The organism is Holdemania sp. 1001095H_141210_F2, assembly GCF_015558105.1.
Lineage (GTDB): Bacteria > Bacillota_I > Bacilli_A > Erysipelotrichales > Erysipelotrichaceae > Holdemania.
In genome coordinates, this window is sequence record NZ_JADNPO010000001.1 from 116,464 (window position 1) to 141,999 (window position 25,536).

At 49.6% G+C, this 25,536-nt stretch carries 27 protein-coding genes; 22 read left to right on the plus strand and 5 right to left on the minus strand.

Going from position 1 to position 25,536, the window contains the following annotated elements; genetic code table 11:
* Positions 1-197 precede the first annotated feature (197 nt).
* From I2G61_RS00580 to I2G61_RS00600, 5 genes are all read left to right on the plus strand, one after another.
* A complete protein-coding gene (locus tag I2G61_RS00580; RefSeq protein ID WP_195547734.1) occupies positions 198-2,051 on the plus strand; it encodes a beta-glucoside-specific PTS transporter subunit IIABC in 1,854 nt (617 codons plus the stop codon).
* A gap of 1 nt (position 2,052) precedes the next feature.
* The gene (locus I2G61_RS00585) at positions 2,053-3,525 is read left to right on the plus strand and encodes a glycoside hydrolase family 1 protein (RefSeq protein WP_195395388.1); all 1,473 of its coding nucleotides are present in this window, start codon (positions 2,053-2,055) and stop codon (positions 3,523-3,525) included.
* 39 nt (positions 3,526-3,564) lie between these two features.
* Positions 3,565-4,404: a PRD domain-containing protein gene (locus I2G61_RS00590; RefSeq protein ID WP_195395387.1), complete on the plus strand. Its 840-nt coding sequence runs from the start codon at positions 3,565-3,567 to the stop codon at positions 4,402-4,404.
* Between the two features lie 357 nt (positions 4,405-4,761).
* Complete coding sequence (locus I2G61_RS00595; RefSeq protein WP_195547735.1) at positions 4,762-5,553, plus strand: AraC family transcriptional regulator; 792 nt, start codon at positions 4,762-4,764, stop codon at positions 5,551-5,553.
* 75 nt (positions 5,554-5,628) lie between these two features.
* Positions 5,629-6,006 carry a TnpV protein gene (locus I2G61_RS00600; RefSeq protein ID WP_195547736.1) on the plus strand — a complete coding sequence of 126 codons (378 nt, stop codon included), beginning with the start codon at positions 5,629-5,631 and terminating at the stop codon, positions 6,004-6,006.
* Between the two features lie 45 nt (positions 6,007-6,051).
* Here the strand turns inward: I2G61_RS00600 and I2G61_RS00605 are convergent, their stop codons facing one another.
* From I2G61_RS00605 to I2G61_RS00615, 3 genes are read right to left on the minus strand one after another with little or no spacing between them, the layout of a single operon-like run.
* Positions 6,052-6,231: a hypothetical protein gene (locus I2G61_RS00605; protein WP_195547737.1), complete on the minus strand. Its 180-nt coding sequence runs from the start codon at positions 6,229-6,231 to the stop codon at positions 6,052-6,054.
* Positions 6,232-6,249: 18 nt separating this feature from the next.
* Positions 6,250-6,930: a zinc ribbon domain-containing protein gene (locus tag I2G61_RS00610; protein WP_195547738.1), complete on the minus strand. Its 681-nt coding sequence runs from the start codon at positions 6,928-6,930 to the stop codon at positions 6,250-6,252.
* 15 nt (positions 6,931-6,945) lie between these two features.
* On the minus strand, positions 6,946-7,599 hold the full coding sequence (locus tag I2G61_RS00615; protein ID WP_195547739.1) for a hypothetical protein: 654 nt from the start codon (positions 7,597-7,599) through the stop codon (positions 6,946-6,948).
* A gap of 222 nt (positions 7,600-7,821) precedes the next feature.
* Between I2G61_RS00615 and I2G61_RS00620 the strand changes: the two genes are divergently transcribed.
* The 10 genes from I2G61_RS00620 to I2G61_RS00665 all read left to right on the plus strand — a co-directional run bounded on the left by I2G61_RS00620 (position 7,822) and on the right by I2G61_RS00665 (position 15,611).
* On the plus strand, positions 7,822-8,196 hold the full coding sequence (locus tag I2G61_RS00620) for a hypothetical protein (protein ID WP_195547740.1): 375 nt from the start codon (positions 7,822-7,824) through the stop codon (positions 8,194-8,196).
* Positions 8,197-8,418: 222 nt separating this feature from the next.
* Complete coding sequence (locus tag I2G61_RS00625; RefSeq protein WP_195547741.1) at positions 8,419-8,739, plus strand: hypothetical protein; 321 nt, start codon at positions 8,419-8,421, stop codon at positions 8,737-8,739.
* Between the two features lie 222 nt (positions 8,740-8,961).
* Complete coding sequence (locus I2G61_RS00630) at positions 8,962-9,252, plus strand: hypothetical protein (RefSeq protein ID WP_229100623.1); 291 nt, start codon at positions 8,962-8,964, stop codon at positions 9,250-9,252.
* Position 9,253: 1 nt separating this feature from the next.
* Positions 9,254-10,615: a relaxase/mobilization nuclease domain-containing protein gene (locus I2G61_RS00635; protein WP_195547742.1), complete on the plus strand. Its 1,362-nt coding sequence runs from the start codon at positions 9,254-9,256 to the stop codon at positions 10,613-10,615.
* Positions 10,612-10,881 (plus strand): transposon-encoded TnpW family protein, encoded by a 270-nt coding sequence (locus I2G61_RS00640; protein ID WP_195547743.1) that lies wholly within the window; start codon positions 10,612-10,614, stop codon positions 10,879-10,881. Before I2G61_RS00635 ends, I2G61_RS00640 begins: the two co-directional genes overlap by 4 nt.
* Positions 10,882-10,984: 103 nt before the next feature.
* Entirely contained in the window at positions 10,985-12,664 is a 1,680-nt protein-coding gene (locus I2G61_RS00645; protein ID WP_229100624.1) for a recombinase family protein, read from the plus strand.
* 154 nt (positions 12,665-12,818) lie between these two features.
* Positions 12,819-13,778, plus strand: a complete 960-nt coding sequence (locus I2G61_RS00650; protein WP_195395385.1) for a hypothetical protein — start codon at positions 12,819-12,821, stop codon at positions 13,776-13,778.
* Complete coding sequence (locus I2G61_RS00655; protein ID WP_195395384.1) at positions 13,775-14,206, plus strand: VOC family protein; 432 nt, start codon at positions 13,775-13,777, stop codon at positions 14,204-14,206. The genes I2G61_RS00650 and I2G61_RS00655 overlap by 4 nt, the downstream gene beginning before the upstream one ends.
* Positions 14,207-14,226: 20 nt before the next feature.
* A complete protein-coding gene (locus I2G61_RS00660) occupies positions 14,227-14,685 on the plus strand; it encodes a VOC family protein (RefSeq protein ID WP_195395383.1) in 459 nt (152 codons plus the stop codon).
* 284 nt (positions 14,686-14,969) lie between these two features.
* Positions 14,970-15,611, plus strand: a complete 642-nt coding sequence (locus tag I2G61_RS00665; RefSeq protein ID WP_072685025.1) for a GyrI-like domain-containing protein — start codon at positions 14,970-14,972, stop codon at positions 15,609-15,611.
* A 181-nt stretch (positions 15,612-15,792) separates the two neighbouring features.
* Here I2G61_RS00665 and I2G61_RS00670 read toward each other — a convergent pair whose 3' ends face one another.
* Entirely contained in the window at positions 15,793-16,404 is a 612-nt protein-coding gene (locus I2G61_RS00670) for a nitroreductase family protein (protein WP_072685026.1), read from the minus strand.
* A 173-nt stretch (positions 16,405-16,577) separates the two neighbouring features.
* Here I2G61_RS00670 and I2G61_RS00675 point away from each other — a divergent pair, with 173 nt between their 5' ends.
* The 4 genes from I2G61_RS00675 to I2G61_RS00690 all read left to right on the plus strand — a co-directional run bounded on the left by I2G61_RS00675 (position 16,578) and on the right by I2G61_RS00690 (position 20,403).
* On the plus strand, positions 16,578-16,919 hold the full coding sequence (locus I2G61_RS00675; RefSeq protein WP_072685027.1) for a NusG domain II-containing protein: 342 nt from the start codon (positions 16,578-16,580) through the stop codon (positions 16,917-16,919).
* Between the two features lies 1 nt (position 16,920).
* On the plus strand, positions 16,921-17,433 hold the full coding sequence (locus I2G61_RS00680; RefSeq protein WP_072685028.1) for a Gx transporter family protein: 513 nt from the start codon (positions 16,921-16,923) through the stop codon (positions 17,431-17,433).
* Positions 17,434-17,515: 82 nt separating this feature from the next.
* The gene (locus I2G61_RS00685) at positions 17,516-18,208 is read left to right on the plus strand and encodes an MBL fold metallo-hydrolase (RefSeq protein ID WP_072685029.1); all 693 of its coding nucleotides are present in this window, start codon (positions 17,516-17,518) and stop codon (positions 18,206-18,208) included.
* A complete protein-coding gene (locus tag I2G61_RS00690) occupies positions 18,205-20,403 on the plus strand; it encodes a DUF2207 domain-containing protein (RefSeq protein ID WP_195547744.1) in 2,199 nt (732 codons plus the stop codon). Before I2G61_RS00685 ends, I2G61_RS00690 begins: the two co-directional genes overlap by 4 nt.
* 304 nt (positions 20,404-20,707) lie before the next feature.
* Here the strand turns inward: I2G61_RS00690 and I2G61_RS00695 are convergent, their stop codons facing one another.
* On the minus strand, positions 20,708-21,178 hold the full coding sequence (locus I2G61_RS00695) for an LURP-one-related/scramblase family protein (RefSeq protein ID WP_072685031.1): 471 nt from the start codon (positions 21,176-21,178) through the stop codon (positions 20,708-20,710).
* 176 nt (positions 21,179-21,354) lie between these two features.
* Between I2G61_RS00695 and I2G61_RS00700 the strand changes: the two genes are divergently transcribed.
* The 3 genes from I2G61_RS00700 to aspS all read left to right on the plus strand — a co-directional run bounded on the left by I2G61_RS00700 (position 21,355) and on the right by aspS (position 25,265).
* Complete coding sequence (locus tag I2G61_RS00700) at positions 21,355-21,849, plus strand: hypothetical protein (RefSeq protein ID WP_072685032.1); 495 nt, start codon at positions 21,355-21,357, stop codon at positions 21,847-21,849.
* 384 nt (positions 21,850-22,233) lie between these two features.
* Positions 22,234-23,526 carry a histidine--tRNA ligase gene (gene hisS / locus I2G61_RS00705; protein WP_072685033.1) on the plus strand — a complete coding sequence of 431 codons (1,293 nt, stop codon included), beginning with the start codon at positions 22,234-22,236 and terminating at the stop codon, positions 23,524-23,526.
* Positions 23,523-25,265, plus strand: a complete 1,743-nt coding sequence (gene aspS, locus I2G61_RS00710) for an aspartate--tRNA ligase (RefSeq protein ID WP_072685034.1) — start codon at positions 23,523-23,525, stop codon at positions 25,263-25,265. The genes hisS and aspS overlap by 4 nt, the downstream gene beginning before the upstream one ends.
* Positions 25,266-25,536: the final 271 nt, after the last annotated feature.

The following is a 25,536-nucleotide window of genomic DNA, read 5'->3' on the forward strand; positions in this document are numbered from 1 at the left end:
CTTATAATAAGCTCGCAAAAGACAAAGGGACATGTAACTGGTAATGCAGGCAGGATCTCATAAAACAAACGGAATCCGCAAGGAGGACGTGGCTTTTATGATGGATCCTGCCTTTTTGTTTTCCTGCCTTGGGGCCAGAGGGAGGAAAGCGAACAGGAAACAGCCCGGCGATCTGGCGATTATGGAGGAAGAAATCTATGGATTATAAACATACTGCCGCCGAGATTCTGAAATATGTCGGCACAGAAAAAAACGTCGCTCAGCTTGAGCACTGCTCGACCCGTCTGCGCTTCACGCTCAACGATCAGAAAAAAGTCGACGAGGACAAACTGAAAGCGGTCCCGGGCGTCATGGGCGTCGTCCGCAGCAATCAGTTCCAGATCATCATCGGCAACGACGTCGTCGAGGTGTACGACGCCTTGTTGAAAATGATTGATTTCAATGATCAGACAACCCCGGCAGCCCCGGCGGAGAAACAGAAGCTCGGCAAAATGGCGCTGGACTTTCTGATCGGTATCTTCCAGCCGTTAGTTCCGGCAATCGCCGGCGCGGGCGTGCTGAAATCGATCCTGATTCTGTTGGTCGCGCTGCATGTCATGGACGACGCGAACGCGCTGTATAAGATTCTTGCCGCGATTTCTGACGCAACGTTCTACTTCTTACCGATGATGGTGGCTGTGACGACCGCCAACAAGCTGAAAAGCAACCGGCTGGTCGCGATTGCCGCGGTCGGCGTAACGCTGCTGCCGGCGGTGACGACGATGATCGCCGAAGGCACGACGCTGTTCGGCATTCAGCTGCAGAGCATCGCCTATAATGCGCAGGTGTTCCCGGCGATTCTGTGCGTCAGCTTCCTGGCGTTCATGGAACGGCTCATGAACAAAATCTCGCCGAAACCGATCCGGATCTTCTTTGTTCCGATGATCACACTGGCCGTCACCGTGCCGGTCACGTTGCTGTTCTTAGGTCCATTAGGCTACAATGTCGGCCAGATCTTCACCGCGGCGATCCTGTTCTTATATGACAAGCTCGGCTTTGTGGCGTTGACAGTTCTGTCGGCGATCCTGCCGTTAATGGTGGCGACCGGCATGCACAAGACGCTGCTGCCGTACGCTCTGGCGACTTATGGCGAGCTGGGCTATGAAATGTTGTATCTGCCGGCGTCGCTGGCGCACAACATCGGGGAATCCGGCGCCTGCTTCGCGGTCGCGTTAAAAGCCAAAGATGAAACGCTGAAATCAACCGCCTTCTCCGCGGGAATCTCCGCCTTCATGGGCATTACGGAACCAGCGCTCTACGGCGTGACGCTGCAGAATAAGAAAGTCCTTTACAGCGTCATGCTGGGCGGCGGCCTCACCGGCGCGTTCTTAGGCTTACTGTCGGTCAAGGCGTTCGCGGTCGTCGGTCCGGGCGCAGCCAGTATGTCGATGTTCATCGACAGCACCAACGAAATGAATATCGTCTGGGCAATCGCGGGCTTCGTGCTGGCGTTGGTTTCCTCGTTTATCTTCACGCTGATTCTGTGGAAAGAAGAAACCCCGGCGGCTTCAACTCCGGCCGCCCCGGTGAAACCGCTGGAAGGCAGCCATGACGTTCTGAATGTGCTGTGCCCGATCGTCGGTCAGGTTGTCGCACTGGATCAGGTCGGCGATGAAATGTTCTCCAAGAAAGCGCTGGGCGACGGTGTCGCGATCATTCCGGAAGTCGGCGAGTTGCGCGCTCCGGCCGCCGGCACGATCCAGATGGTCTTTGAAACGAAGCATTCCTTAGGCATGACGACTGCCAACGGCACGGAAATTCTGTTCCATGTCGGCCTGGATACCGTCAATCTGCAAGGCAAGCCGTTTACGCCGAGAGTCAAGGCCGGCGACAGTGTCAAAACCGGCGATCTGCTTCTGACATTTGATATTCAGGCGATCAAGGACGCCGGGCTGGATCCGATCACTCCGGTAGTTGTCACCAATTCCCAGGACATGAACGTCAGCGTCGTGAAGACGGGCCATGCCGAAAACACCGACGTTATTCTGCAGACGCAGAGAAAGGAAGACTAATATGCGAAAATTCCCTGAAGGCTTTTTATGGGGCGGGGCGACCGCTGCCAATCAGATCGAAGGCGGATGGCGGGAAGGCGGCAAGGGCTGGTCGGTTTCCGACGCGGCCCGCGCGCATTTCGACGCCGACGTCAAGGATTATAACCGCCACAACCAGATCACAACCCGGGACATTGAGGAAGCGCTGGCCCATCCGGAGGACGAGGTCAACTATCCGAAACGGCACGGCAGCGATTTCTACCATCATTATAAAGAAGACATCGCATTGATGGCCGAGATGGGCTTTAAGGTCTACCGCATGTCGATCGCCTGGAGCCGCATTTATCCTAACGGCGATGACGAACAGCCTAACGAGGCCGGCCTGCAGTTCTACGACGAGGTGTTCGACGAACTCAAGAAATACAACATCGAACCGCTGGTTACGATGTCGCACTATGAACCACCGCTGAATCTGGTGCTCAATTACGACGGCTGGTATTCCCGTGAAGTCATCGGCTTCTTTGAAAAGTATGTCCGGACGATCTGCGAACGCTACAAGCACAAGGTGAAATACTGGCTGACCTTCAATGAGGTTGACAGTATCATCCGCCATCCGTACACGACCGGCGGTCTGATCGAAGACCGTTTCCCGGGGAAGAACTTTGAAGAGGTCTGTTACCAGGCGATGCACCATCAGTTTGTCGCCTCGGCGCTGGCAACCAAGATTTGCCATGAGATCATCCCGGATTCCCAGGTCGGCTGCATGATCACCAAGCTGACCTACTACCCGTATTCTTGCAAGCCGGAGGACGTGCTGGAAACGCAGAAGCGGATGCGCAGCATTTATGCGTACAGCGACACGCAGGTGTTCGGCGAATATCCCTCGACGCTGCTGTCCTACTATAAGAATCACAACATCCACATCGTGAAGCAGCCGGGCGATGATGAAGTGATGAAGCAGTACCCGGTCGACTTCGTTTCGTTCAGCTATTATATGTCCAGCTGCGTAGCGGCGGATGAAACCGGACTGGACGTCACCCCGGGCAACACGATTCTGGCGGTCAAGAATCCGCATCTGGAAACCAGCGAATGGGGCTGGCAGATCGACCCGATCGGACTGCGGATTTCCTTAGTCGATCTGTATGATCGTTACCGCAAGCCGCTGTTCGTCGTAGAGAACGGATTGGGCGCGAAAGACGTGCTGAGCGGGGATGGGAAGGTGCATGATCCCTATCGGATCGACTATCTGCGTAAGCATTTCAAGTGTATGCTGGACGCAATCGAAGAGGACGGCGTCGAGCTGATGGGCTATACGTCTTGGGCGTGCATTGATTTGATCAGCGAATCGACCAAGCAGATCTCCAAGCGCTACGGCTACATTTATGTCGATCTTGATGATCAGGGCAACGGCACGTATAATAGAATCAGAAAAGATTCGTTTTACTGGTATCAGAAAGTCATTCAGAACAACAGTCTGGATTTTGAAGAGCAATAACGTCCAGCAGGGACGAAGCAGAAAGGCAGGGAAGCGGGGATGCGGATCAAAAAAGTATTGAACTCCAGTGTCGTGCTGGTTGAAGACGATGCGCATCAGGAATCGATCCTGCTGGGGAAAGGCATCGGTTACGGACAGAAGCCGGGCAACGTGATTGCCCAGCGTCAGGAAAACCAGGTGTTTCTGCCTGTTGACAACGCCCGTTCCCGGCAAATTGTCGAGCTGGTCAACAGCCTGCCCGTAGCGATTCTGGAGCTGGCGCAGGATATCGTGATCGACGCTCAGCAGCGCTTAAAAACGCCGCTGGGGGAAAATCTGGTGTTTGTGCTGGCGGATCATCTCAACTTTGCCTTGGAACGGATCCGCACCGGGATGGTGATTACCAACCGCGTCTTCTGGGAAATCAAAAGCTTCTATCCCCAGGAATTTGAGGCCGGGCTGCACGCGGTCGAACAGGTGCGCCAGCGCTTAGGCGTGGAGCTGCCGGAACAGGAAGCGGCGAATATCGCATTTCATCTGGCCAACGCCCAGGCGGGAAGCGACCCGGATTACGACGCCGCCCGCAATGCCAAGCTGATCGGCGAACTCATCAATCTGGTCCGCTATTCGCTCAACCGTGAGCTCGATTCCCAAAGCATCCATACGGCGCGGTTTATCACGCATATCAAATTCTTTGTCGACCGCTTCTTTACCGACAAGCTGCTTCAGAACGACGACGATCTGTTATTTGAGCAGATCAAGACGCGCTATCCGAAAGAGCTGGGCGTGGCGCTGAAAATCAAGAGTTACCTGTATGATAAATATGGCCGGATCCTGCCGAATGAAGAAGTGACGTTTCTTGTCGTGCACATCGCGCGGATCGCCCGCAGTCAGCAATGAGCATGGATTAAAATTAAAATTGAATCGAATAAAAAGAAAACAGAGAATTCCGGCAGGACAGATTCAACCGGGAATCTCTGTTTTTTTCGTTGCCGCAGACGGATTTCCTGTGGTATTTAAACAAACGGATAGCAAAACAGACGGATAGCAAAACAGGCGGACAGGGGAATAAAAATCTTCCCTCCATCTTCGCCGGTTTCAGTTTGTTATAAAGTCTCTGTCAGATCATCGCAAGGGAATGTCAGCTGGAAGATTCCCAAAGTTTCGCTGTTTTTCTACCCGGTCCGGCTATGCTATAATAACGGCATATTGAACGACGAAACGTTTGTCAAGCGAACAGAGAGGGGGGGAAAACCGATGTCAGCCGAAACTTTAGCGGAAGCTTATTTTCCGCTGACCGCCAATCAGGGCGCGGGGTACCGGGAGATTGAAGCGTGTCTGGCGCTGAAGCCGTGGATCCGCTGTTTCTGGGTATATACCGATCAGTGCGATCAGATCGTGATTCCCGATACGTGCATGGACATCATTCTGTGCGTCGATGAAACCGGGAAAAGCGAGATTTTTTTCTGCGGGATCAACGATTTTACGTTCACCTCGTTCAACGACAGCGCCCGGCCCGGCGTGCGATTGATCGGCATCCGCTTTTATTTCTGGGCCGTCGCCAGCTTCTGCACAGGTTCGTTAAAGGCCGTGCGGAATACGAAGGATCAGATGGATTTCTATTTTCCCGGCTGGGCGGAAGGGCTGAAGCAGGCGTTTGACGCAGCGGAAAGTCTGGAAGCGCTGTGGCCGAAGTGGGAAGCCTTTCTGCTTGCGCATCAGCATGCGGATCCGATACCGCCGCTCATCATGCGGGCGGCGGAGCTGATCATTCGGCGCAAGGGCGTGCTGGCGATCGCGGATCTGGCGGCGGAGCTTGGCCTTGAGAAACGCTGGATGGAACGGAAATTTCTGGATTTTTACGGCGTCAGCGGCAAGCGTCTTTCGCTTTTGATCCGGTATCAGCTGATCTGGCAGGCCTGTCTGCAGGATCATGATTTCAACGTTCAGGACACGGTTGCGGACTATGGCTTTTACGATCAGGCGCATCTGTTGAATTTCTTTAAAAAATATCATAATTCCCAAGGGAGAGACTACATAGGGAAGTAGCTTCTCCCTTTGGCTTTGTAATCAGCCGGATTGATTGAAATTGTAGGAAAATCAATTATTTTGGAGGATTACATAATGGAAAACAGAATTTATAATGAGCAGAACGGTTTATGGTATGAAAAGCAGGGGGATTATTATATCCCTTGTCTGACACTTCCCGAAAAAGAGAATCAGTCTATCGGTGTATGGGGACAGCGGCATCTACGATACTTGAAGCAACACCGTAAGGTTTTGTATGTGAACTTGCTTACGAGTGGTAAACTAAATTCACATCTTGCGGAAATCGACAAACAGGCTGAGGATATGTTTTTTCAGCTCGTAAAACAGATGGCAGAGCGTGAGGGTGTTACCGAACAACTTAAGGTGGATAACCAAATGGAGTGGGTTGGTCGGATGAATAATATCCGCAACAGAGCAAAGGAAATCGTAAATACAGAATTGATATTCGCATAATATTAGCGGCGGTAGGGAGAATAAAATCTCTCTATCGCCGCTATTTTAGTCATCATCTTCATCATTAGACCAACCAGAAATAATATGCAGCTCTCCAGAATCCATATCCATTGCCATATTATCGCCCATTCTCATCAACAAATCTCCTTCGGAATCTATTGCCATATTATCAGAGATAGAATGAGCAAAATCGCTATCTTCAAAATCAAAAAAATGCTTACCCATATAGCACCTCACTTAAAATTAGTAATCATATTTATTTATTTCTAAAACTCTGAAAGTTGCGTTTTTGAATTGATTTAATTTTTCCTGTTCTACATATTCAAAGGCTTTCAAATATATCTCTTGACCAGCACCTAATCTATCAGCGTAAATCATATCTGTTTCAATTCTTGCACCGTTTGCATCTACTGCTTCGATTGTTATGTAATAAGTACATTGTTTTTCAGCTTTATTTTTTACTGTAATATCAAGTGATGTCTCGGAGAAGTAGCCATTATTAGTGATTTTGAATTCCCCGAAAGAAACCTCAACATATTTTTCTAAAATTTCATCTGTCGTTTCTTCTCTAAATACATCACCAATTGCAGGGATATTAGATTCAATATCATCTGATATGTTACTAAAAAGCGAAGCGGCAAAAACGACATACAGAATTACAAGAATAATCGACAAAACAATTTTGGTTATAAAGCCAATCAAAGCACCTTTACCCGCCGACTTAGCTCGTTTGGGTTTCTTTCCTTCGTATATAAGAAAGAGGATTAAACCAACAATCGGAACAAAAAATCCCAAGATAGCAAACCCAAAACTTGAACAATCTTCAGAAACATTTGCATTGGGCTTATTATCGATTCGAGCCCCGCAGTTATTACAATATGATGAAGTATCATCTACAATTCTACCACAATTTTTACAATACATCTTAACTATCCTTTCTTACCAATTATTCCTTGAATTATAAACATTATTAATTGCCTCAACGTAACAGATAAAAGATGGATGATTATGGTCGTTTCGAGATAGATACTTGTTTTTTACTCTCAAATAATCCTTCTGTAGCAATCTCCATTTTCCTTTTTGCTTTATAAATTCCGATTTCATTTTAATTTCTTTAGAATTTGGTGCAATATTCCAGTAGTACCTATCTGTGTAAGTAAATCCCGTTTTTTCGTGAATAAGTCTATGATAATTGCCTTTAGTATCTTTTGTTACAATACATACATCAAATGAAAACCTTGTCTTATTTCCCGTTGTAAAGTATATTTGTTTTGATGTTAAAGATGAGGTCGAATCTTCACAAGCATCAAGCCCTTCGTTGTTCAGCGCTTCAGTATATGCTTTTCGTGTACTTTCTTTTAAGTAACGACAATCCTCAAAATCATCACATCGAACAATTTCAAGATTGTAGTCCAAGTCGATAGGTAATTCTTCATTTTGGGTGATAAGTTTACGTCTTCCACTTCCAACAAGATAAAACTTTGCACCGATACCATATTTCATATTAAGAATATGACAGGTGTCTTGCAAAAGGTGTCCACCTAAACATCTCATTTTGGAAATGAATTCCTTATCTTCAAAATAATGAAACATATTTTTCTCCTTCCTTTCCCAAGCCACCCATTTAGAATTCAGAAACTAAATCATATTAGTATACATACATTATATTCTCATGTCAACTATTTTTCAACAATTTTCGAATTAATTTTACAAATTAAGCGATTTTAACATTGACAATAGAACGCTTGTTCTGTATAATGATGATGTGACAGTTTAACCGTCACGGACAACTGAATATTGATGTAAGATTGAGAGATGCGGCAAAAGCCGCCCAATGCCAGCGGTATGCTAAGAGAAAATATCGTCACCGCCACTCTATGCTTTTTGGTACTGTCAGCGAGTGAACGGGTGCAAAACAGTCCCGTCTTTGAATTTCAAAGCCGTTACATAGAACATCATTTTGAAGCGAGAGCAATGCTCCCGCAGATTCTTGATGTCTGTGTAGCGGCTTTTTGTTTTGCCCATTATTGCCTTAGTGGGAAGTTTACAAAAATAATTTTGCCAAACTCCGAAAAAAGTCAGCAATTAAATATAGGAAGAAAAACTTTTGAAGAAATTTTCAAAAAAGGCATATTTTTGCCCTTCCCGCTGGCTACTCATTGGAGGGGTATGAAAAGCCGCTTTACTTAACAACTGAATGACCGTCCGAATGGGATATGATTTTGCGATAACCGTCATAAATGACGAGAGCGAAACAACGCCGCTGAAAAAGCAGGGGCAGGCATACAAAAACGACATTCGGGTAGAACGGCAAAAGCTGAGCCAAATTGACACAAAAGTGATGTCACGAAAGATTATTGAGCCAAAATGACATCGCTTTTACCACCACAAAGGAGAAAGGAAGTGACAGCTTTGAAAGAGATGACAAAGGGTGAACGGCTTGTGGCGGAAATCCTCGGAGAAATGCCGGATAAGAGCAAGCCTATACTGACTGAGAACCACCCTTTTCTTCGGAAAGTATTACGGTTTATGGAAAACCGACGGGAATGGCAAGGCGCGGCAACCGAACTGCTTGCTGAAATCGGTGACAGTTACACTCCGCCCAATACCGTCACAAAATTACTGCACCGCTTTGATTACGAATATTTCTACAAACGGGATATTGTAATTCAGTTTCGCCGCACCAACCGAAAAAGGATTATCCGTTTAACCAACTACGGCTACCGGAAGTGACGGTTATTGTGACAGTTTTAGTGACAGTTGCAAAGGCCTAAATTAAAGAGATAGGAGTAATTTGCAGGAGAACGGTATTTCCCTGTCCACAGGGATAACGAGCATCGGATTTTGATACCAAAATCCCAATCCGCACCCGAATGGGCGGCGGACTGTTCTCAGGGCATTCTGCCCTATAACCCTGATAAAACCACCAAAATTTATGAAAAGGAGATGATAATTTTGAAAGATAAGAAAGATAAAACGGTCATAACTTTAAGACTGACCGAAGAAGAAAACGAAAAACTGAAAAGGTGTTCTGCCTTGTGCGGACTGTCACAAACGGAATTTATCCGTCAGCTTTGCAATGGCAATACGCCGAAGCCTGAGCCACCGAAAGCGTTCTGGGATATGATGAACGCCCTTTATGAACTGCACGCCGCCTTTGAAAAATGTATCCCGTATTATCTGCAGGCGGCTGATGAGTGCAGGGAAATCGAGCGTCTTATCCTTGATTTGCAGGAGGCGGTGTGATATGGCGGTAACTTCATTATGGCATATTAAAGGAAACCTGAAAGATTTAATCGACTATGTGGAGAATCCCGACAAGACCGTTCCGAAAGGCACGGCGGATTTTTTCAATGTGTTTTCTTATGTGCAGAATCCTGCGAAAACGGAAAAGGGCGAATATGTTTCCGCCCTTAATTGCTTAAAGCAAACTGCACTTCAACAGATGATACTGACAAAAATGCGATACGGCAAAGACGATAAATATATTGCTTGGCACGAGTATCAAAGCTTTCAGGTTGGTGAGGTTTCGCCCGAAACGGCGCACGAAATCGGTGTGAAGCTGGCACGGGAAATGTGGGGAGATAAATACCAAATCGTTGTAACCACACACCTTGACAAAGACCATATTCACAATCATTTCGCCTTTAACTCCGTATCTTTTCTTGATGGAAAGAAATACAACTATTCCAATACGGAACGGCAAAGACTACGGGACACTTCGGACGCACTGTGCATTGAATACGGATTGTCGGTAATTAGCAATCCGCACAAAGCGCCGAGCAGACCTGTATGGCTTGACGAAAAGGCAGGCAAGCCTACCCGATACAATGTGTACCGAGAAGATATTTCCAATGCTATGTATTGCAGTAACAATCTCCGCCTTTTTGAAAAATTCCTTGTAAGAAAAGGCTACGAGGTGGATTTCAGCGGCAAGCATTGGAAAGTAAAATTGCCGCAGTATAAAGGCTTTACCCGATTGGATACCCTCAACGAGAAATGGACGCCGGAGTTTATAGAACAGGAAATTAGGCGCACCTACCGCAGCTTCGGCAGTATTCCTGCAACGGTGATTACGATACCGCCGCAGATGCCGAGAGATTTATACGACGCTTATACACCGTTCAAAAGGACAAGCCATATTTACCGTCTGTATCTGTATTACTGTTATCAGTTGGGATACCTGCCGAAAGGCACGGACTATAAACCCACAAGTCCGTATCTCAAAGAAGCGGTGCGAAAACTTGACGAAATTTCCTATCAAGTCAACTATATGTCCGCCCGAAAGATAAACACCCTTGAGGAGCTTTATACCGACCGGGAGCTGACAGAAAAGGCGCTTGCGACCTTGTGCGAGCAGAGAGAAAAGCTGAAAAACAAAATCCGCAGAGCGTTGCCGGAGGATAAGGAAACCCTGCGTAAAGACAAGGCGGAACTGACCGAAAAGATAACCGTTCTAAGAAAAGAACTCAAATGCAATTACGCCATTGAGGAGCGTTCTATCGGCATACAGGACACCTTGGATATGGTTACGGCAAATGAAATCCGCAATAAAGAATTGCGGCAGCAGGAAAAACAGATGAAAAAGAAGGAGGGATATTCACGATGAACGAGGTAATTTATCTTGACGAGCAAGGCAATGCTTGCAGTGAAAACGATGAACTTTATACCGTCATTGACGATATAACCGCAAGGCTGATGAAGATGAGCAAAGAGGAACGAATTGATTGGTTTCGCAGGACGCAGCACCCACACCCAATCAACTTTGATACCGAGATTAACGGCACGGTTTACTCGGTCAGCGCTCATTTTAACAATGCAGCAAATGAAAGTCTGCTGGAAAAAGCAGAACGAATTATTTTGAAAAAGATGTAACAAATTTCAGAACACCGCTTTAAAGTGTTGAAGTTTAACGGCGGATATGGTATTATAATTGTACCTACGATTTATATCATATCCGGCTGTGGAAAGGAGCTATATGAGCATTAAACAGCCAACAGACAGAATCACCGCCCTCTATGCCCGCCTCAGTCGTGATGACGAAAAGGACGGTATATCGGGCAGTATTCAGAATCAAAGAGCCATACTCGAAAAGTATGCAAAGGACAATAAGCTGCCGAATCCCCGCTTTTTCTATGATGATGGATTTTCAGGCGTTCTGTTCAACAGACCGGCGTTTATGGAGATAATGGAGCTTGCCGAACAGGGCTTGGTTGCCAATCTTGTGGTAAAAGACCATTCCAGACTTGGGCGTAACCGCTTAATCGTCGGTCAGCTTTTGGAGGAAGATTTTATCCGCCTGAATGTGCGTTATATCGCAATTATGGATAACATCGACACCAAAAACGGTATCAGCGACCTTGTTCCGATGCAGGACTTATTCAACGAATGGCACGCAAAAAACACAAGCGATAAAGTCCGTAAGGTAATGCAGAGCAAGGGAATGTCGGGAAAGCATTTAACGACCAACCCGCCTTTCGGGTATATGAAATCACCCGATGATAAGGAGCAATGGATAATCGACGAGCCTGCCGCAGAGGTTGTAAAAAGAATATTCGACCTTTGCATTTCGGGGCTCGGACCGACGCAGATTGCAAAGAAACTCAAAGCCGAAAAGGTTATGACGCCCACAGAATACTGGAACAGTATCGGAAGAAAATGCAGTAATCCGCCTGCCGTTCCGTTTGGATGGGTAGCAGATACGGTATCCAATATTCTTGATAAGCAAGAGTATTGTGGAGACACGGTAAACTTCCGAACCACAAGCAAATCTTTCAAATTGAAAAAGCGATTGGAAAGACCGCAGGACGAGTGGCAGATATTTGAAAACACCCACCCCGCTATTGTGGACAGAGAAACCTTTGCACTTGTGCAGGAGTTAAGAAAGCACCGCCGCAGACCAACTAAGAGCGGAATTGTGAGTATGTTTTCGGGACTTCTCTACTGCGCCGATTGCGGAGAAAAACTGTATTACAGCGTGACGAACAACTACAAAAGGGAGCAAGCGTATTTCTTCTGTTCTTCCTATCGTAAAAACTCCGATATATGCTCTGCCCACTATATCCGAGAAAAAGTAATTGAAAAGCTTGTGCTTGAAAGTATGCAGAGGGTATTGTGGTATGTGCAGTCATACGAAAAGCTGTTCGCACAAAAGCAGCTTGAAAACTTCGGAGAGCAGAAGAAAAAGGAACTGACCGAGAAGCGCAGAGAACTTGAAAAAGCGAAAAGGCGTATCCGAGAGATTGATACCGTTATTCAAAAGCTTTATGAGGATAACGCAACGGGTAAGGTAAGTGATGACCGATTTGCCACGATGTCGATGTCTTTGGAAACCGAGCAGGAGGAACTGAAAACCAAAGTCCCCGAACTGGAAACCGAACTTGAAAACGCCAAAATCGCCACCGAAGGCTTACAGCGTTTTATTGAAAAGGCAAAGAAGGTAACGCAGCTTACGGAGCTGACGCCGGAACTGGTACACGAATTTATCCAAAAGATTGTGGTCGGCAAACCCGAATACAAGGACGGAAAACGATACCAGAGCGTGGAAATCCACTACAACGGTGTGGGTATTATCCGTGAACCTTCTCCCGAAGAAATGGAAGAATACTTCCAAGAGCACCTGAAAACAAAAGGTGCAAGAATGACAAAAACGGCATAACCCGAAGGCTACGCCGTATGAAAACGATAATATTAAGTTAAGATACAGAGCCGCCTTGGGGCACCTTCCTTATGGAGGGTGCCCCAACGGTTGTCGTTTTTTTCCAAGACAGCCAAACGCTGATTCCGGTACAATAGCCCCGGAGGTGTTTCCGATGAAAAAGAGAATGACGCAGGCTCAGTTTCAGCAAATCCGCCGCTGGGTTCTGCGCAATGGCCGGCCGCTGGAATGGGCGCGCTGGCAAGCGATGTTTGAAGGCGGCAGCCGGAATCAGGCTGCGGAAGTGTTAAGCGGTTATCAAAACGCGGACGGTGGTTTCGGCTGGGGGCTGGAGCCGGATTGCATGAATCCCCAATCTTCCCCTTACCAGACCGGTTCCGCGCTGGCGCTGGCCGAAGCGCTGCAGCTGGACGCGCACGATCCGCTGTATCGAGGAGCGTTTGCGTATTTGAGCCAGGAAAGCACGACGTATCGGGACGGCTGGCCGTTTACGATCCAATCCAACGACGCTTATCCGCATGCCCCGTGGATGGGCTATGATCCAAAGCTCAACGACGCGGAGAGCTTTGGTTTGAATCTGGGTCTGGCGCGGCAGATCCTGACGCGGGATTGCGACGACAAGACGCTGAGAGCGAAGGCGGAAGCGATTGTTGCAAAGGCCTTGGAGCTGCTGTTTACGCAGGAGGATTTTGGTGAGATGGGCGTGGATGCCTTCTGCGGGTGGCTGCCGCAGCTGGACTTCCTGCCGGCGACGGCGTACACGCAGGATCAAATCGAGGAACGGATTCTGACGTTGATTGAAAAGCGGGTGGAACGCGATCCTGCCCAGTGGCAGGAATATAAACCACGTCCGTCTTACTTCGTCCGTTCGCGCAACGACGCAGCGTATCCCCGGCTGAAAGACCTGGTGGAAGCGGAGCTGGATTATTTGATCGACACCTGTCCTGAGGGTGATGTGTGGGAAATTCCGTGGAATTGGGCGGGGCTGTATCCCGAGGCTTTCCGCGTGGCACGCACACAATGGAAAGGTTGGAAGGCGATTGAGAATATCGCGTTTCTGATGGCGTTTGACCGGATTGAACCCGCTAGTTCAGAAAGGAAACCGCATAGATGAATAAAATTACCTGTATCTGCCTGGGCGTCCGCGATATGGCGAAGTCCCTCCATTTTTACCGCGACGGCTTAGGCTACAAGACCGATTGCCAGGAAGACAATCCGGCTGTTTGTTTCTTTGATACGCCGGGAACCAAATTTGAACTCTATCCGCTGGCGCAGTTGGCGCAGGACGTCAATCTGCACAATCCGCCGGCAATCAGCCCGGGATTTTCCGGCATCACGCTGGCGTATAATGTCGAAAAGAAAGCGGAAGTCGATCAGTTGATCGCCCTGGCGCGTGAAGCCGGAGCCACGATCCTGAAAGAACCGCAGCCGGTTTTCTGGGGTGGTTATCATGCGTATTTCAGCGATCCTGACGGTTATGTCTGGGAAGTAGCCTGGGGGCCGAATTTCCACTATGACGAGCAGGGCTTGTTGAAATTTTAAGTGAAAGTGAAGGATCAGCGATGAAATTAAAAAATACGATGCTCGTCGTCCGGGATCTGAAACGATCGGAGGCCTTTTATAAGGAAGTGCTGGGCCTGCGGACGTTGGTGGATCTTGAGATTCATGCCGTGCTCAGCGGCGGTCTGGCCTTGCAGACAGAAGAAAGCTGGAAGCAGTTCACCGGTCTTGACGTCGCTTATCAAGCCAATGCGATCGAGCTTTATTTTGAAGAAGCGGAGTTCGACGCGTTTGCCGCAAAGCTTGCGGCGCTCACCTCGGTGCGGGTCATCAATCCTGCTGAGGAACAGCGCTGGGGTCAGCGGATCGTGCGGTTTTGGGATCCGGATGGTCATGTCATTGAAGTCGGAGAGACGATGAAAGCCGTTTGCCAGCGGTTTCTGGACCAGGGGTTGACGATCGAAGCGATCGCCCAGAGGATGGATGTGCCGGTCAAAGCGGTGAACGCCTACCTTCGCTGAAGTCTGCCAGATGCAGCGTCAGGAAGCCGGTATTCCCCATTTCCAGCTGAGGAAAGAAGTCATGCGCTTCAGTACACAAACGATATGATTGAACTGTTCCTTTTTAACTTCACTCACTAAATAAAAATTCAATCCCCGCATCGTACGCAAACGATGCGACAAAGTAGAAACGAAGACCGAATATTTGAAAAAAATTCAATCCCCGCATCGTATTTGTTTTCAACCTGACATCCTGATGTCAGGTTTGGCGCGGTACAATGAAATCAAAAGGAAGGTGCTATACCATGGCCTATGATTTTAAAAAAGAAGAAAAAATGTTCTATATGCCGAAAAACAAACCGGAAATTGTTACGGTTCCGCCCATGAATTTTCTCGTAGTGTCTGGTCAGGGCGATCCCAACGAGGAAGGCGGCGCTTATCAACGGGCCGTCAGCGTCTTGTATGCGCTCGCTTATACGCTCAAAATGAGCTATAAAGGGACACGTCAGATCGCCGGGTTTTACGAATATGTCGTGCCGCCGCTGGAAGGCTTCTGGTGGCAGCCGGGCCTCGCCGGCATGGACTATTCGCAGAAGTGCGGTTTTCATTGGCTCAGCGTGATCCGGGTTCCCGATTTCATCAAGCAGGAAGATTTCGACTGGGCCGTGCAGGAGGCGCAGCGGAAGAAACAGATCGACTGTTCATCCGCGGCGTTTCTGACGATCGAGGAGGGACTGTGCGTGCAGATGATGCACATCGGTGCCTATGACGACGAACCGGCCAGCGTCGCGATGATGGACGCGTACATCGAAGCGCAGGGATATGAAAATGAGATTAACGAAGTCCGCCGGCATCATGAAATCTATTTGTCGGATCCGCGGAAATGCGATCCGGCGAAGCAGAAGACGGTAATCCGGCATCCGATCCGCAAAAAAGACGGTCGTTAAACCGTCTGATCAACACGAAATACAAATTTTTGAAATCAAGGAACTGAAGCTGGAAACGCAACTTCCAGCTTTTTTTAGCTGTTTTTCTATAAAATTTGGAAAATGAATGAATCACAAATTTAAATAAGCGAATTTCACCTGAAAAAGAAAGGTCAAGGCGGTTTGCGTCATGGCTGTCTGATCAGTCGATAAAACTGGCGATTTCCTCAAGGGTCTTCTTTTTCAGCTGCGGCAGCGGCGCGTCTTTTTGCGCGTGGCCAACCACGAGAATCATTTCGGCGACTTCATTTTCCGGACGGCCGCAAAGCTCTGTGAGAAAATGAATCGGCGCCGGCGTGTACGTCAGCATCGCATAGCCGGCCTGGTGCAGCGCCTGGATCAGGAACCCCGTCGCGATCCCGACGGACTCGTTCACGTAATAATTGGGAACCCAGTGTCCTGCGCTGTCCTCATGTTTCATCTGCTTAAAGATCACGATCAAACACGGCGCTTCGCTCAGGAAAGGCTTTTCAACCTGCAGGTTCAGTTTTTCCAGATCCTGCCGCCAGACCTCGCTGATCCGGTTCTCATAAAATTCCCGTTCCACCTGTTCACACGCTTCGCGCAGCGCACGTTTTTTTGCTTTGTTGGTGATGACGCAGAAATGCCATGGCTGCATGTCCGCGCCGCTGGGAGCGGTCGCTGCGATTTTCAAGGCTGTCCGAATATCATTCATCTTTACCGGCGTGCTGTCAAAGTGCCGGATCGTACGGCGTTTCTGCGCCTGCGTTAATGCATTGTCCAAAATTGTCATCAGTTTTCTCCCTGGTAAGATTACGTTTTCTATTATAGGCGAAAGTCAGAGAAAATGCACGCGGGGAAAGCGGCATCCGTTTCCAGCCTGCGGGAGGCGATGTTCAGCTAACCTTCACTTGCAATCACAAACAACCATGTTATAATAGAAAAGCTGAATTAGGATGTGAAACGATGAGCAAAAAAGAAATCAAACTGATAGTCGCTATTTTATTTGTAGCGCTGGGCATTTATGTCGGCGTTCAGATCTATAACCGGCTGAACGTCAAAACCTATGGGATCGTCACGTATAAAAATCAGGTGATCCATACGTTCAACGTCAACAAAGACGAAGACTACTATTTTAACGGATCCTATGGCAAGATGAAGCTGGAAGTCAAGGACGGCAAATGGCGGATTACGGAAGAAGAATGTCCGAATCACATCTGTTCCTCGATCGGCTGGGTCAGCGTTAAGGACTATTTCCCAATCGTCTGTATCCCGAATGAAGTGATTGTCACTCTGAAGGATAACTGACATGAAGCTGAGTAAGACAAAGCATTTCGTTTATGTCACAATGCTGGCGGCGATGGCGATCGCGATCAATCTGCTGGAAACGATGCTGACGGTATCGCTGCCGTTTGGCATGCGTCTGGGGCTGGCCAACATCATCGCCCTGATCACGATTGAAATTCTGGGCGTTAAGGAAATGATCATCGTCAATACGATGCGCGTCGTGATCGGCAATCTGCTGCGGGGAACGATCTTCGGCTCGACGTTCTGGATCTCTGCCGGCGGCGTTATCCTCAGCTCGATCGTGCTGATCGTGATTAAAAAAGGGTTGAAGATGTCGATGATTTCGACCTCGATGCTGTGCGCGATCGGCCACAGCGTTGGGCAGGTTGTGATCGTCATGGTGCTGTATAAAACCGCGGCGATGATGACGATCGTGCCGCTGCTTCTGGTGACCTCGATTCCGACTGGAATCTTTACCGGGATCGTCGCGACCCAGGCGTTAAAACGGATTGATAAAAATTTAGTCGTGCGTTAGACAAATTTGGAAACAGAGTCCTGCGGATTCTGTTTTTTTTCTGTGATTTCCTGTAAAATAGAAATCAGAAGGGGGTACTTGAATGAAAATCACATGGATCGAACACAGCAGTTTCCTGCTGGAGCTGCCTGAGCGCGTGCTCGTGCTGGATTATTTCGGGAAAAGTCGGCTGCCGCTGCCGGCGAACAAACCGGTTACGTTTCTGGCCAGCCATCATCACGCCGATCATTACGATAAAGCGATTCTGGAACACGGCACGGATCAGATCTGGTATGTGCTGAGCCGGGATATTTTCGGCCCGCAGGACGAACATCACATCAAGGTGAAGCCGCATCAGCGCTATGAGCTGAACGGGATGATCATTGAAACGCTCAAATCCAACGACGAGGGCGTGGCGTTTATGATCGAAGTCGACGGCTGGCGGATTCTGCACGCGGGCGATTTAAACGACTGGCATTGGGAGGAAGAAAACGATCAGGACCGACGGGAAAACGAAGTGCTGAAACGACGCTTTGACCGCGAACTGGAACGGGTTGCCGGAAGAACCTTCGACTTGGCGATGATCCCGACCGATCCGCGGTTAAAGGACGGCTATAACCGTGGTCTGTTGGGGTGGGCGAAAGTCTGTCAGTTAGGCTGGATCGCTCCGATGCACACCTTTGGAGAAAACGACGTGATCGACCGCCTGCTTCAGGATCCGGCCTGTGCCGAATTGAGAAGCCGGATTCTTGATCTGCGGAAGGGACCGCAGGTACTGGAGGATCCGCAGCGATGAGAAAAGGTCTTGGAATACTGATTGCGCTGGGATTGTGCTTTTCGTTTCTGCCCATTCACGCGGAAGAATCCGCCGCGATCACATCCCGGCTCGTGGAAGCAGTCGTCCATGCGGATAAGACGATCACCGTGTCGGAAACAATCAGACTGCGGCTGCCGGAGCACGAGACTTATGATCTCTTTCTGGAACTGCCGGACGATGCCGTAGCTCGGGCTGAGGATGTCAGCTTGCTCAGCAGGCAAGCCGTGCTGGATCCGCAATGGAATCAGGTCAAAGTCAATCGGGATCAAGACGTTCAGCTGCAGCTGAATTATACGCTGCGCTGTTTTCAGGATGACGAAGCAGATCGCGATACCTTTTCACTGGATTTAGGCCGTTCGCCGCTGGATTTGCCCGTCGAGCAGATGCATGCCGAAATCCAGTTTGATTCCGGGCTTATCCGCGACAACTGGCTTCTCGACTGCGGCCAAAGCGGCGGTCAGTGCCGCTATGGAACAGGCAAGTGGCAGGATCAGACGTTTGTTTTTGATTCCACGGATGTCCTGGATTATCCGACGTTGAATTTGATCGTTCATTTCGACGAAGGAACCTTCGCCAAAGCGCAGTCCTATCGCTGGCCTTCACGATATTCGCGCTGGCATGTGGAGGTCGAAGTGCTGCCACAGATGGATCTTCAGGTGTATCAGGAGCTGGAATGGACGAGCCAGAGTTCCGAACTGGATCCGATGCTTGATTTGTTTTTAGGCTGGCCGAGCTATCCCGACGCCCTGTTGAAAGACGTCGTGATCAGCGATCCCTCGCTAAAAGCCTCGGAATACGGCTTCATCCGGCTGCCAAAGGATAAGCCGGTGGCCTTGACACTGGATTACCGGATTGAATTGGCCTCGTCAGAGGACCAATGGCACCTGAATTTCGACGACGCGATGAACGACGCGCAGATCGACGAGCTGGACGTCGTGATTCAGCTGCCGCAAGAGCTCAAATTCAGAACCGATTTCTATAATTCCCGGACATATGAGGATCTGGAAAAGGTGACGCTGGACGTCAGCGAGGACGGCCGCCTGCTGCATCTCTACTCGACGGAGGGTTTGAGCGGGGATGATCGGGTGAGCGTTGAAATTGATATTCCGCGCCATGTACGGCGAATGCTGGGCAGCGATCTGATCGGGTTCTGGTCGATGTTTGGCGTCGGGATGGTGCTGGCGTCGGGGTTGTTCCGCTTTTTGAGCCGCAGTACAAAGCGGAGGACCCTCGGCGAGCTGCCTAACGGCGTTAACCCGCTGCAGGCTGCGTTGTTAACGGATAAACCGATCGGCGCAGAAACGCTGGCGGCCGTGGTGATCAACTGGGCGGCCCGGGATTATATCCAGGTGGAAATGCAGGGTCATCGTATTCAGCTGACGCGCAAACGCTCGCTGATCCATCAGCCGGACTGGGAAAAGCAATTCATGCGTTCGCTGTTGAATCTGGAAGATGGAAATACGGTGACGTTGGATAAGAACGGTTTGCGCTCATCCGCCTGTATTCAGGAAGCCTGCAGGCAGGCCCGGCAGGAAAAGGCGCAATGGCGGCATAAAGGGCTGGCGGGTCTGCGCTGGCTGTTGATTGGACTGAGCGTCCTGCCGCCGGTAATGATCACGCATATCCTGTTTCCATGGGCAGCATCTGACAGCGTCGTATATCTGTTCAGTCTGGGATTGATTGCGGTAACGATCGCGATAGGCTGCTTGAGTGCGGCGTTGGGGCAGGGATTGAAAAAGACACGCTGGGCGTTGGCAGGATTGGGCTTCGGCTGGCTGATTCTTTTAATCCGCGTCCTGGCTTATTTTGATCCGCAGGATCTTCCGGCGGTAATCAGCTTCAGCAGCCTGCTGCTCGGGCAGCTGATCTTGTGGCCGATGAAGCCGCTGAATCCGGAAGGAGCGCGGCTGCTCCAGCAGGTCAGGCAATGGCGCAGTGATCTGAAGCAGATGCCGGATTCAAAACTGGACGACTGGCTGGACCGTGATCCGGACTACGCGTTGAAATGTTATGGCTATGCGCGGACGCTGGGGGTTGGCGGACTATGGAAAAAACGTTTCGGCAATCGAATTCTGCCTTCTTTATCCACGGTGACCGATATGACAGGACAGCCGCAGCGGATCGAAGTGCTCGACAGGCTGTTTGAACAGCTGACAAGCAGTTTCACTGAATAAATTAAAAACGGACCGACAAAACTTGATTCGGATGTTCTCCGCACAAGCTGATGCCGGTCTGTTTCTGTTCAGACCTTTTTTACTGGGATTTTGTTTATGGAAACGCAACTGATACTGTCGATTCAGTCATTGTCAGACTGTATTTCCCGAGAAATAACGTTTAGGGCTGGACCCGCCTGTTCACCTTGGAAAAAGGCTTCAAACGTTTCCGGTTTCAATAAGTTCGGCTGGATCAGCCGGGTGCTGATTCAGCCGTCAAACTGCGTTGTTCCCGCGCCCAGTACAATTTTCATTGCCGGATTCCTTAATGCTCGCTGCAATTTGCGGCGTCGATTGCCAGAACAAGCATGACGATCATCAGCTCATCCCGCGGATCGTCGAAATCAATGACGTAGGTGTCGGTCAGCGAGATGACCTCCTTACTGATTGTTCCGCACAGCTCGCCGTCGCGGAAGATCTGATAATCCCAGCCGAACAAGTCGCCTTCCACGCTCCAGCCTTCGCAGTCGATGCGGTAGCTTGGATGCAGAAACGAGAATTCCTTGCGGATGACCGCGACTTGATCGCCGTCCAGCTCGACTTCAAAGGTCGGCAGGAAGTGAAATAGTTTTTCACGGACTAAACCGATTTCCTGTTCTTCAACGTCAAACACCCGCAGGACATGCGACAACGCTAATAAATCTGCGCGCACACTGTAAACGGCATAGCCTTCTTCATCAGTAATATCAAAGCTGTCGGTCCAGGAAAAGAACCGCTGGCGAATAAATAAACGCATGAACTGATCCTCCTTCAATTCGTAAGCCTATAATACAAAAGGCTGAAATAAAACGCCAGAGATGAAAAGAAATTGTAAGAAAAAGGAAAGAAGTAAGTAGAGCGCGCAGCGTTGATCATGAATTCATGATTGCGTTTTAGATAAGGAATAAGATACAATGAAACAAAGGGGTGATCATGTTGTTTGGAATTTATCAGGATATTAAAAATTTGGTCTTGAAAAATCCTGAAAGTATTTTAAGTTTGATGGCATTAATTTTGGGTTTATTTCTGCCGGGGCTGCTTCAACTGTGTATCAATGAAAGGGAGCTGTTTCTGCTTTTGGATCCGATCCGCGTTCTGTTGTACGCGCTGACGTTTTCCGTCCCGATGTTCGTTATTTGTTTTGTTGAAGAAATATATTTCAGTGCTAAATACTCCGAGGAAGCAGTTATCCATGAATGCTGCTGGATTGCCGGTTTTGAGTCTTTGCTCAGCTTGAGTTGTCTTGTTTTAATGCATCATTATTTTTTTCAGCTTGATCTGTTGACGAAATATGGTATTTGTATGTTGATCGGCGCTTGTGTTATCGCATATTTTGGTAAAAAAGAAGGCAAGGAAAAAACAACTTACATTCAAAAGGAAACAAACGATAGCCGCCAGAAGGACAGCGAATCAACGCATCAGGACTGATCGCCAAAACGCCGCATTCAGAATGAAAAGAATACGATTCCACAAAGCCGCGGGAAAGCGGATTTTACCCTTGTGCAAAGCGTGAAATCGTGCTAAACTAGGGATAAATTCAAGGACCAAGAGGAACCTGGAACGGGATAAGTCAGAGAGGGAAGACAGTGGCTGAAAGCTTCCTTTATCACCCCCCGGCGACTGACACTTGCAAGAAGCGGCAGGGAACCAGCAGTAGCTGCCGACGAATTTCCGGCGTTATCGGAAAGAGGGCATGGAGCAATCCGTGAACTAAGGTGGTACCACGCAGTCAAAGCGTCCTTAGACAGGGCGCTTTTTTTGTGGATCGGCATCCCAAGGCAAGGAACTTGAAAATAGAAAAAGGAGGAATTGATGATGGAGAATTACCAGACTCCGCGCGGCACGCAGGATTTACTTCCGGAAGCGACGCGCAAGTGGCAGAAGGTTGAAGATTTGATCCGCAACCTCTGCGACGTTTACGGGTATGAGGAAATCCGCACGCCGGTCTTCGAGGACACGCGGGTTTTCAAACGGGAAAACGACAGCTCCGACATGGTCAATAAGGAAATGTATACGTTCTCTGTGCATGGCGAGGATTCGCTGACGCTCAGACCGGAAGGCACGGCCGGGGTTGTCCGCAGCTTCGTGCAGCACAAGATGTACGGGCGGCTGGAAATGCCGGCCAAGCTCTACTACATGGGCGAAATGTTCCGTTATGAACGGCCGCAGAAGGGCCGTTACCGCCAGTTCAACCAGTTCGGCATCGAAAACATCGGCATGAAAAGCCCGCTGATCGACGCCGAGGTGATCGCGTTGGGTTACAGCATCGTCAAAGCGCTGGGCTTAAGTCAGGTCAAGGTGTTGATCAACACGCTGGGCGACGATGAAAGCCGGGCAGCCTACCGGGGCGCGCTGCGCGAGCACTTCAAGGACAGCGTCGGTGAGCTGTGCGCAGACTGCCAGCGCCGCTATGAACAAAATCCGCTGCGGCTTCTGGACTGCAAGGTCGATAACGAACATCCAAGCATGCAGAACGTGCCGTCGCTGCAGCAGTATCTGACGCCGGAGTCGAAGGCATACTTCGATCAGGTGCTCGCCGCGCTGGACGCGTTGGAAATCCCTTATGAAATTGACGACAAGCTGGTGCGCGGCCTGGACTACTACACCCACACGGTGTTTGAGGTCGTTTCCACGCATCCGGAATCCGGCTCGCAGGCAACCGTCTTCGCGGGCGGCCGCTACGATGGACTGGTCGAGTATTTCGGCGGTCCGGAAATGTCGGGCGTCGGCTTTGCGATGGGTCTGGAACGCTTAATGATCCTGGCGGAGGCGGAACAGGTTGAGCTGGGCGAAGAAGCCAGTCTGGACGTCTACGTCATGGCGCTGGGCAACGTCGGAACGCTGCCGCTGGCGCTGGCAACCGAATGTCGCGCCGCGGGCTATCACACGGAATTCAACATCCAGCCCCGGTCGCTGAAAGCTCAATTCAAATCGGTGGACCGGCGCAAGGCCCGGGTTGCGGTCATCGCCGGTGAAAGCGAAGCCGCCAACCATCAGGTCAATGTTAAATTTATTGAACAACAGCGTCAGATTACGATTGATCAGGATGAGCTGATCGCGACGCTGGACGCTTATTTTCAGGCAGAAGGAGAAGAAGAAGCATGAAACGGACTCACAATAACGGCGAACTGCGCTTAGCCAACGCCGGAGAACACGTTACGGTCGTCGGCTGGGTTGCCCGCCGGCGTAATCTGGGCGCGCTGGTCTTTATCGACCTGCGCGACCGCAGCGGTATCGTTCAGATTACCGTGGATGAAAAACTGGCCGAGCAGGTTAAGGACGTCCGCAACGAATATATCCTGCAGGTCGAGGGCAAGGTTGTCGAACGCCAGGATAAAAATCCGAAGATGGCGACCGGAGAGATTGAAATCTATGCCGAAAACGTGAACATCGTCAACACGGCGGAAACCACCCCGATGATCATTGCCGAGGAAACCGACGCGCTGGAAGACACGCGCCTGAAATACCGTTATCTCGATCTGCGCCGTGCGCCGATCCAGAACAATCTGATCCTGCGTCACAAGGTCACGATGCTGACGCGTAATTATTTGTCCGATCAGGGTTTTATTGAAGTTGAAACGCCGATCCTGTGCAAATCGACGCCGGAAGGCGCCCGCGATTATCTCGTGCCGTCGCGGATTTTTAAGGGCAAGTTTTTCGCCCTGCCCCAATCGCCGCAGATTTACAAGCAGCTGCTGATGGTCGGAGGAATTGAAAAGTATTTCCAGATCGCCCGCTGCTTCCGCGACGAGGATCTGCGCGCCGACCGCCAGCCGGAATTCACGCAGATCGACATCGAGATGAGTTTTGTCGACGAGGAACAGGTCTGGACGGTTGTCGAAGGTTTGATGAAGGAAATCTTCCGCAATCTGAAAAACGTCGAACTGGACGCATTCCCGCGCTTAACGTATAACGAATGCATGGCGCGGTATGGCTCGGATAAACCGGACACCCGCTTTGACATGGAAATTCAGAACTTAAACGTGGTATTTAAGGATACGGAGTTCACGGTCTTTAAAAATGTCCTGGAACAGCCGAAGGGGATGGTCGGTGCAATCGTCGCTGCTCAGGCCGCGGATCAGTTCTCCCGCAAGGATATCGACAAGCTTCAGGAATTTGTCAAAATTTACGGGGCAAAGGCGCTGGCCTGGCTGAAAATGAGCCAAGGTGAATTGAGCGGATCCGTCGCCAAGGTGCTCAAGCCGGAAGAAAAGAACGCTTTGATCGAAACGCTGGGCTTAAAGGACAACGATCTGATCTTTATGATCGCGGATAAAGCGAAGGTGGCTCAGACGGCGCTGGGTGCGCTGCGTGTGAAACTGGGACGGCAGCTGAATCTGATCGACGAGAGCCGTTACAATTTCCTGTGGGTCACCAACTTCCCGATGTTTGAATACAGCGAGGAAGAACAGCGCTATGTCGCCGCGCATCATCCGTTTACCAGCCCGAATCTGGAAGATGTCGACAAGCTGATGAGCGATCCGGAAAACTGTTATTCCCGGGCGTATGACCTGGTGCTCAACGGCTACGAGCTGCTGAGCGGCTCGATCCGGATTCATGATCAACATGTCCAGGAGAAGGTCTTCGAGGCGATCGGCATGTCGATGGAGGAAGCCCGCGAAAAATTCGGTTTCTTCATTGACGCCTTCCGTTACGGCACGCCGCCGCACGGCGGCGTAGGCATCGGTCTGGAACGTCTGGTTATGATTCTGGCCGGTACCGACAACATCCGCGACGTCGTGGCGTTCCCGAAAACAGCCAGCGCGTCGGATCTGATGAGCGAGGCGCCGAACACCGTGGATGAAAAACAGCTGAAAGAACTGCACATCGCGCTCGAAAAATAAAACTTTCTATAAGTTTCCAAATGTCAAGCATTCATAATTAAAAAAATGCGTGCTATAATACTAATGCCTAAAGGGAACACATATATTTCCAACACTTGATATATGGGAATCCGGACGTTTCAGTTTGGTGTCGAAAACTCTGATTTATCAGGGGATCCTAAAAATCTGAACAGGGTACCCACCTGGCTTATAACCGGGAATCATATCAACCCTTTAGGTCACAAAGAAAGCCTTCCGACGAAGGCTTTTTTTGCGTGCTGATTGGGAGTCC

Excerpts from the sequence above, each read along its gene's own strand:
- I2G61_RS00680 (WP_072685028.1), top strand. The coding sequence starts at position 16,921 with ATGAAGCTGAGTAAGACAAAGCATTTCGTTTATGTCACAATGCTGGCG.
- I2G61_RS00660 (WP_195395383.1), top strand. The coding sequence starts at position 14,227 with ATGAAATTAAAAAATACGATGCTCGTCGTCCGGGATCTGAAACGATCG.
- I2G61_RS00665 (WP_072685025.1), top strand. The coding sequence starts at position 14,970 with ATGGCCTATGATTTTAAAAAAGAAGAAAAAATGTTCTATATGCCGAAA.
- I2G61_RS00600 (WP_195547736.1), top strand. The coding sequence starts at position 5,629 with ATGGAAAACAGAATTTATAATGAGCAGAACGGTTTATGGTATGAAAAG.
- I2G61_RS00635 (WP_195547742.1), top strand. The coding sequence starts at position 9,254 with ATGGCGGTAACTTCATTATGGCATATTAAAGGAAACCTGAAAGATTTA.
- I2G61_RS00685 (WP_072685029.1), top strand. The coding sequence starts at position 17,516 with ATGAAAATCACATGGATCGAACACAGCAGTTTCCTGCTGGAGCTGCCT.
- aspS (WP_072685034.1), top strand. The coding sequence starts at position 23,523 with ATGAAACGGACTCACAATAACGGCGAACTGCGCTTAGCCAACGCCGGA.
- I2G61_RS00605 (WP_195547737.1), bottom strand. The coding sequence starts at position 6,231 with ATGGGTAAGCATTTTTTTGATTTTGAAGATAGCGATTTTGCTCATTCT.
- I2G61_RS00675 (WP_072685027.1), top strand. The coding sequence starts at position 16,578 with ATGAGCAAAAAAGAAATCAAACTGATAGTCGCTATTTTATTTGTAGCG.
- I2G61_RS00640 (WP_195547743.1), top strand. The coding sequence starts at position 10,612 with ATGAACGAGGTAATTTATCTTGACGAGCAAGGCAATGCTTGCAGTGAA.
- I2G61_RS00670 (WP_072685026.1), bottom strand. The coding sequence starts at position 16,404 with ATGACAATTTTGGACAATGCATTAACGCAGGCGCAGAAACGCCGTACG.
- I2G61_RS00585 (WP_195395388.1), top strand. The coding sequence starts at position 2,053 with ATGCGAAAATTCCCTGAAGGCTTTTTATGGGGCGGGGCGACCGCTGCC.
- I2G61_RS00655 (WP_195395384.1), top strand. The coding sequence starts at position 13,775 with ATGAATAAAATTACCTGTATCTGCCTGGGCGTCCGCGATATGGCGAAG.
- I2G61_RS00590 (WP_195395387.1), top strand. The coding sequence starts at position 3,565 with ATGCGGATCAAAAAAGTATTGAACTCCAGTGTCGTGCTGGTTGAAGAC.
- I2G61_RS00580 (WP_195547734.1), top strand. The coding sequence starts at position 198 with ATGGATTATAAACATACTGCCGCCGAGATTCTGAAATATGTCGGCACA.
- I2G61_RS00610 (WP_195547738.1), bottom strand. The coding sequence starts at position 6,930 with ATGTATTGTAAAAATTGTGGTAGAATTGTAGATGATACTTCATCATAT.
- I2G61_RS00695 (WP_072685031.1), bottom strand. The coding sequence starts at position 21,178 with ATGCGTTTATTTATTCGCCAGCGGTTCTTTTCCTGGACCGACAGCTTT.
- I2G61_RS00700 (WP_072685032.1), top strand. The coding sequence starts at position 21,355 with ATGTTGTTTGGAATTTATCAGGATATTAAAAATTTGGTCTTGAAAAAT.
- hisS (WP_072685033.1), top strand. The coding sequence starts at position 22,234 with ATGATGGAGAATTACCAGACTCCGCGCGGCACGCAGGATTTACTTCCG.
- I2G61_RS00595 (WP_195547735.1), top strand. The coding sequence starts at position 4,762 with ATGTCAGCCGAAACTTTAGCGGAAGCTTATTTTCCGCTGACCGCCAAT.
- I2G61_RS00620 (WP_195547740.1), top strand. The coding sequence starts at position 7,822 with ATGCGGCAAAAGCCGCCCAATGCCAGCGGTATGCTAAGAGAAAATATC.
- I2G61_RS00645 (WP_229100624.1), top strand. The coding sequence starts at position 10,985 with ATGAGCATTAAACAGCCAACAGACAGAATCACCGCCCTCTATGCCCGC.
- I2G61_RS00690 (WP_195547744.1), top strand. The coding sequence starts at position 18,205 with ATGAGAAAAGGTCTTGGAATACTGATTGCGCTGGGATTGTGCTTTTCG.
- I2G61_RS00615 (WP_195547739.1), bottom strand. The coding sequence starts at position 7,599 with ATGTTTCATTATTTTGAAGATAAGGAATTCATTTCCAAAATGAGATGT.
- I2G61_RS00650 (WP_195395385.1), top strand. The coding sequence starts at position 12,819 with ATGAAAAAGAGAATGACGCAGGCTCAGTTTCAGCAAATCCGCCGCTGG.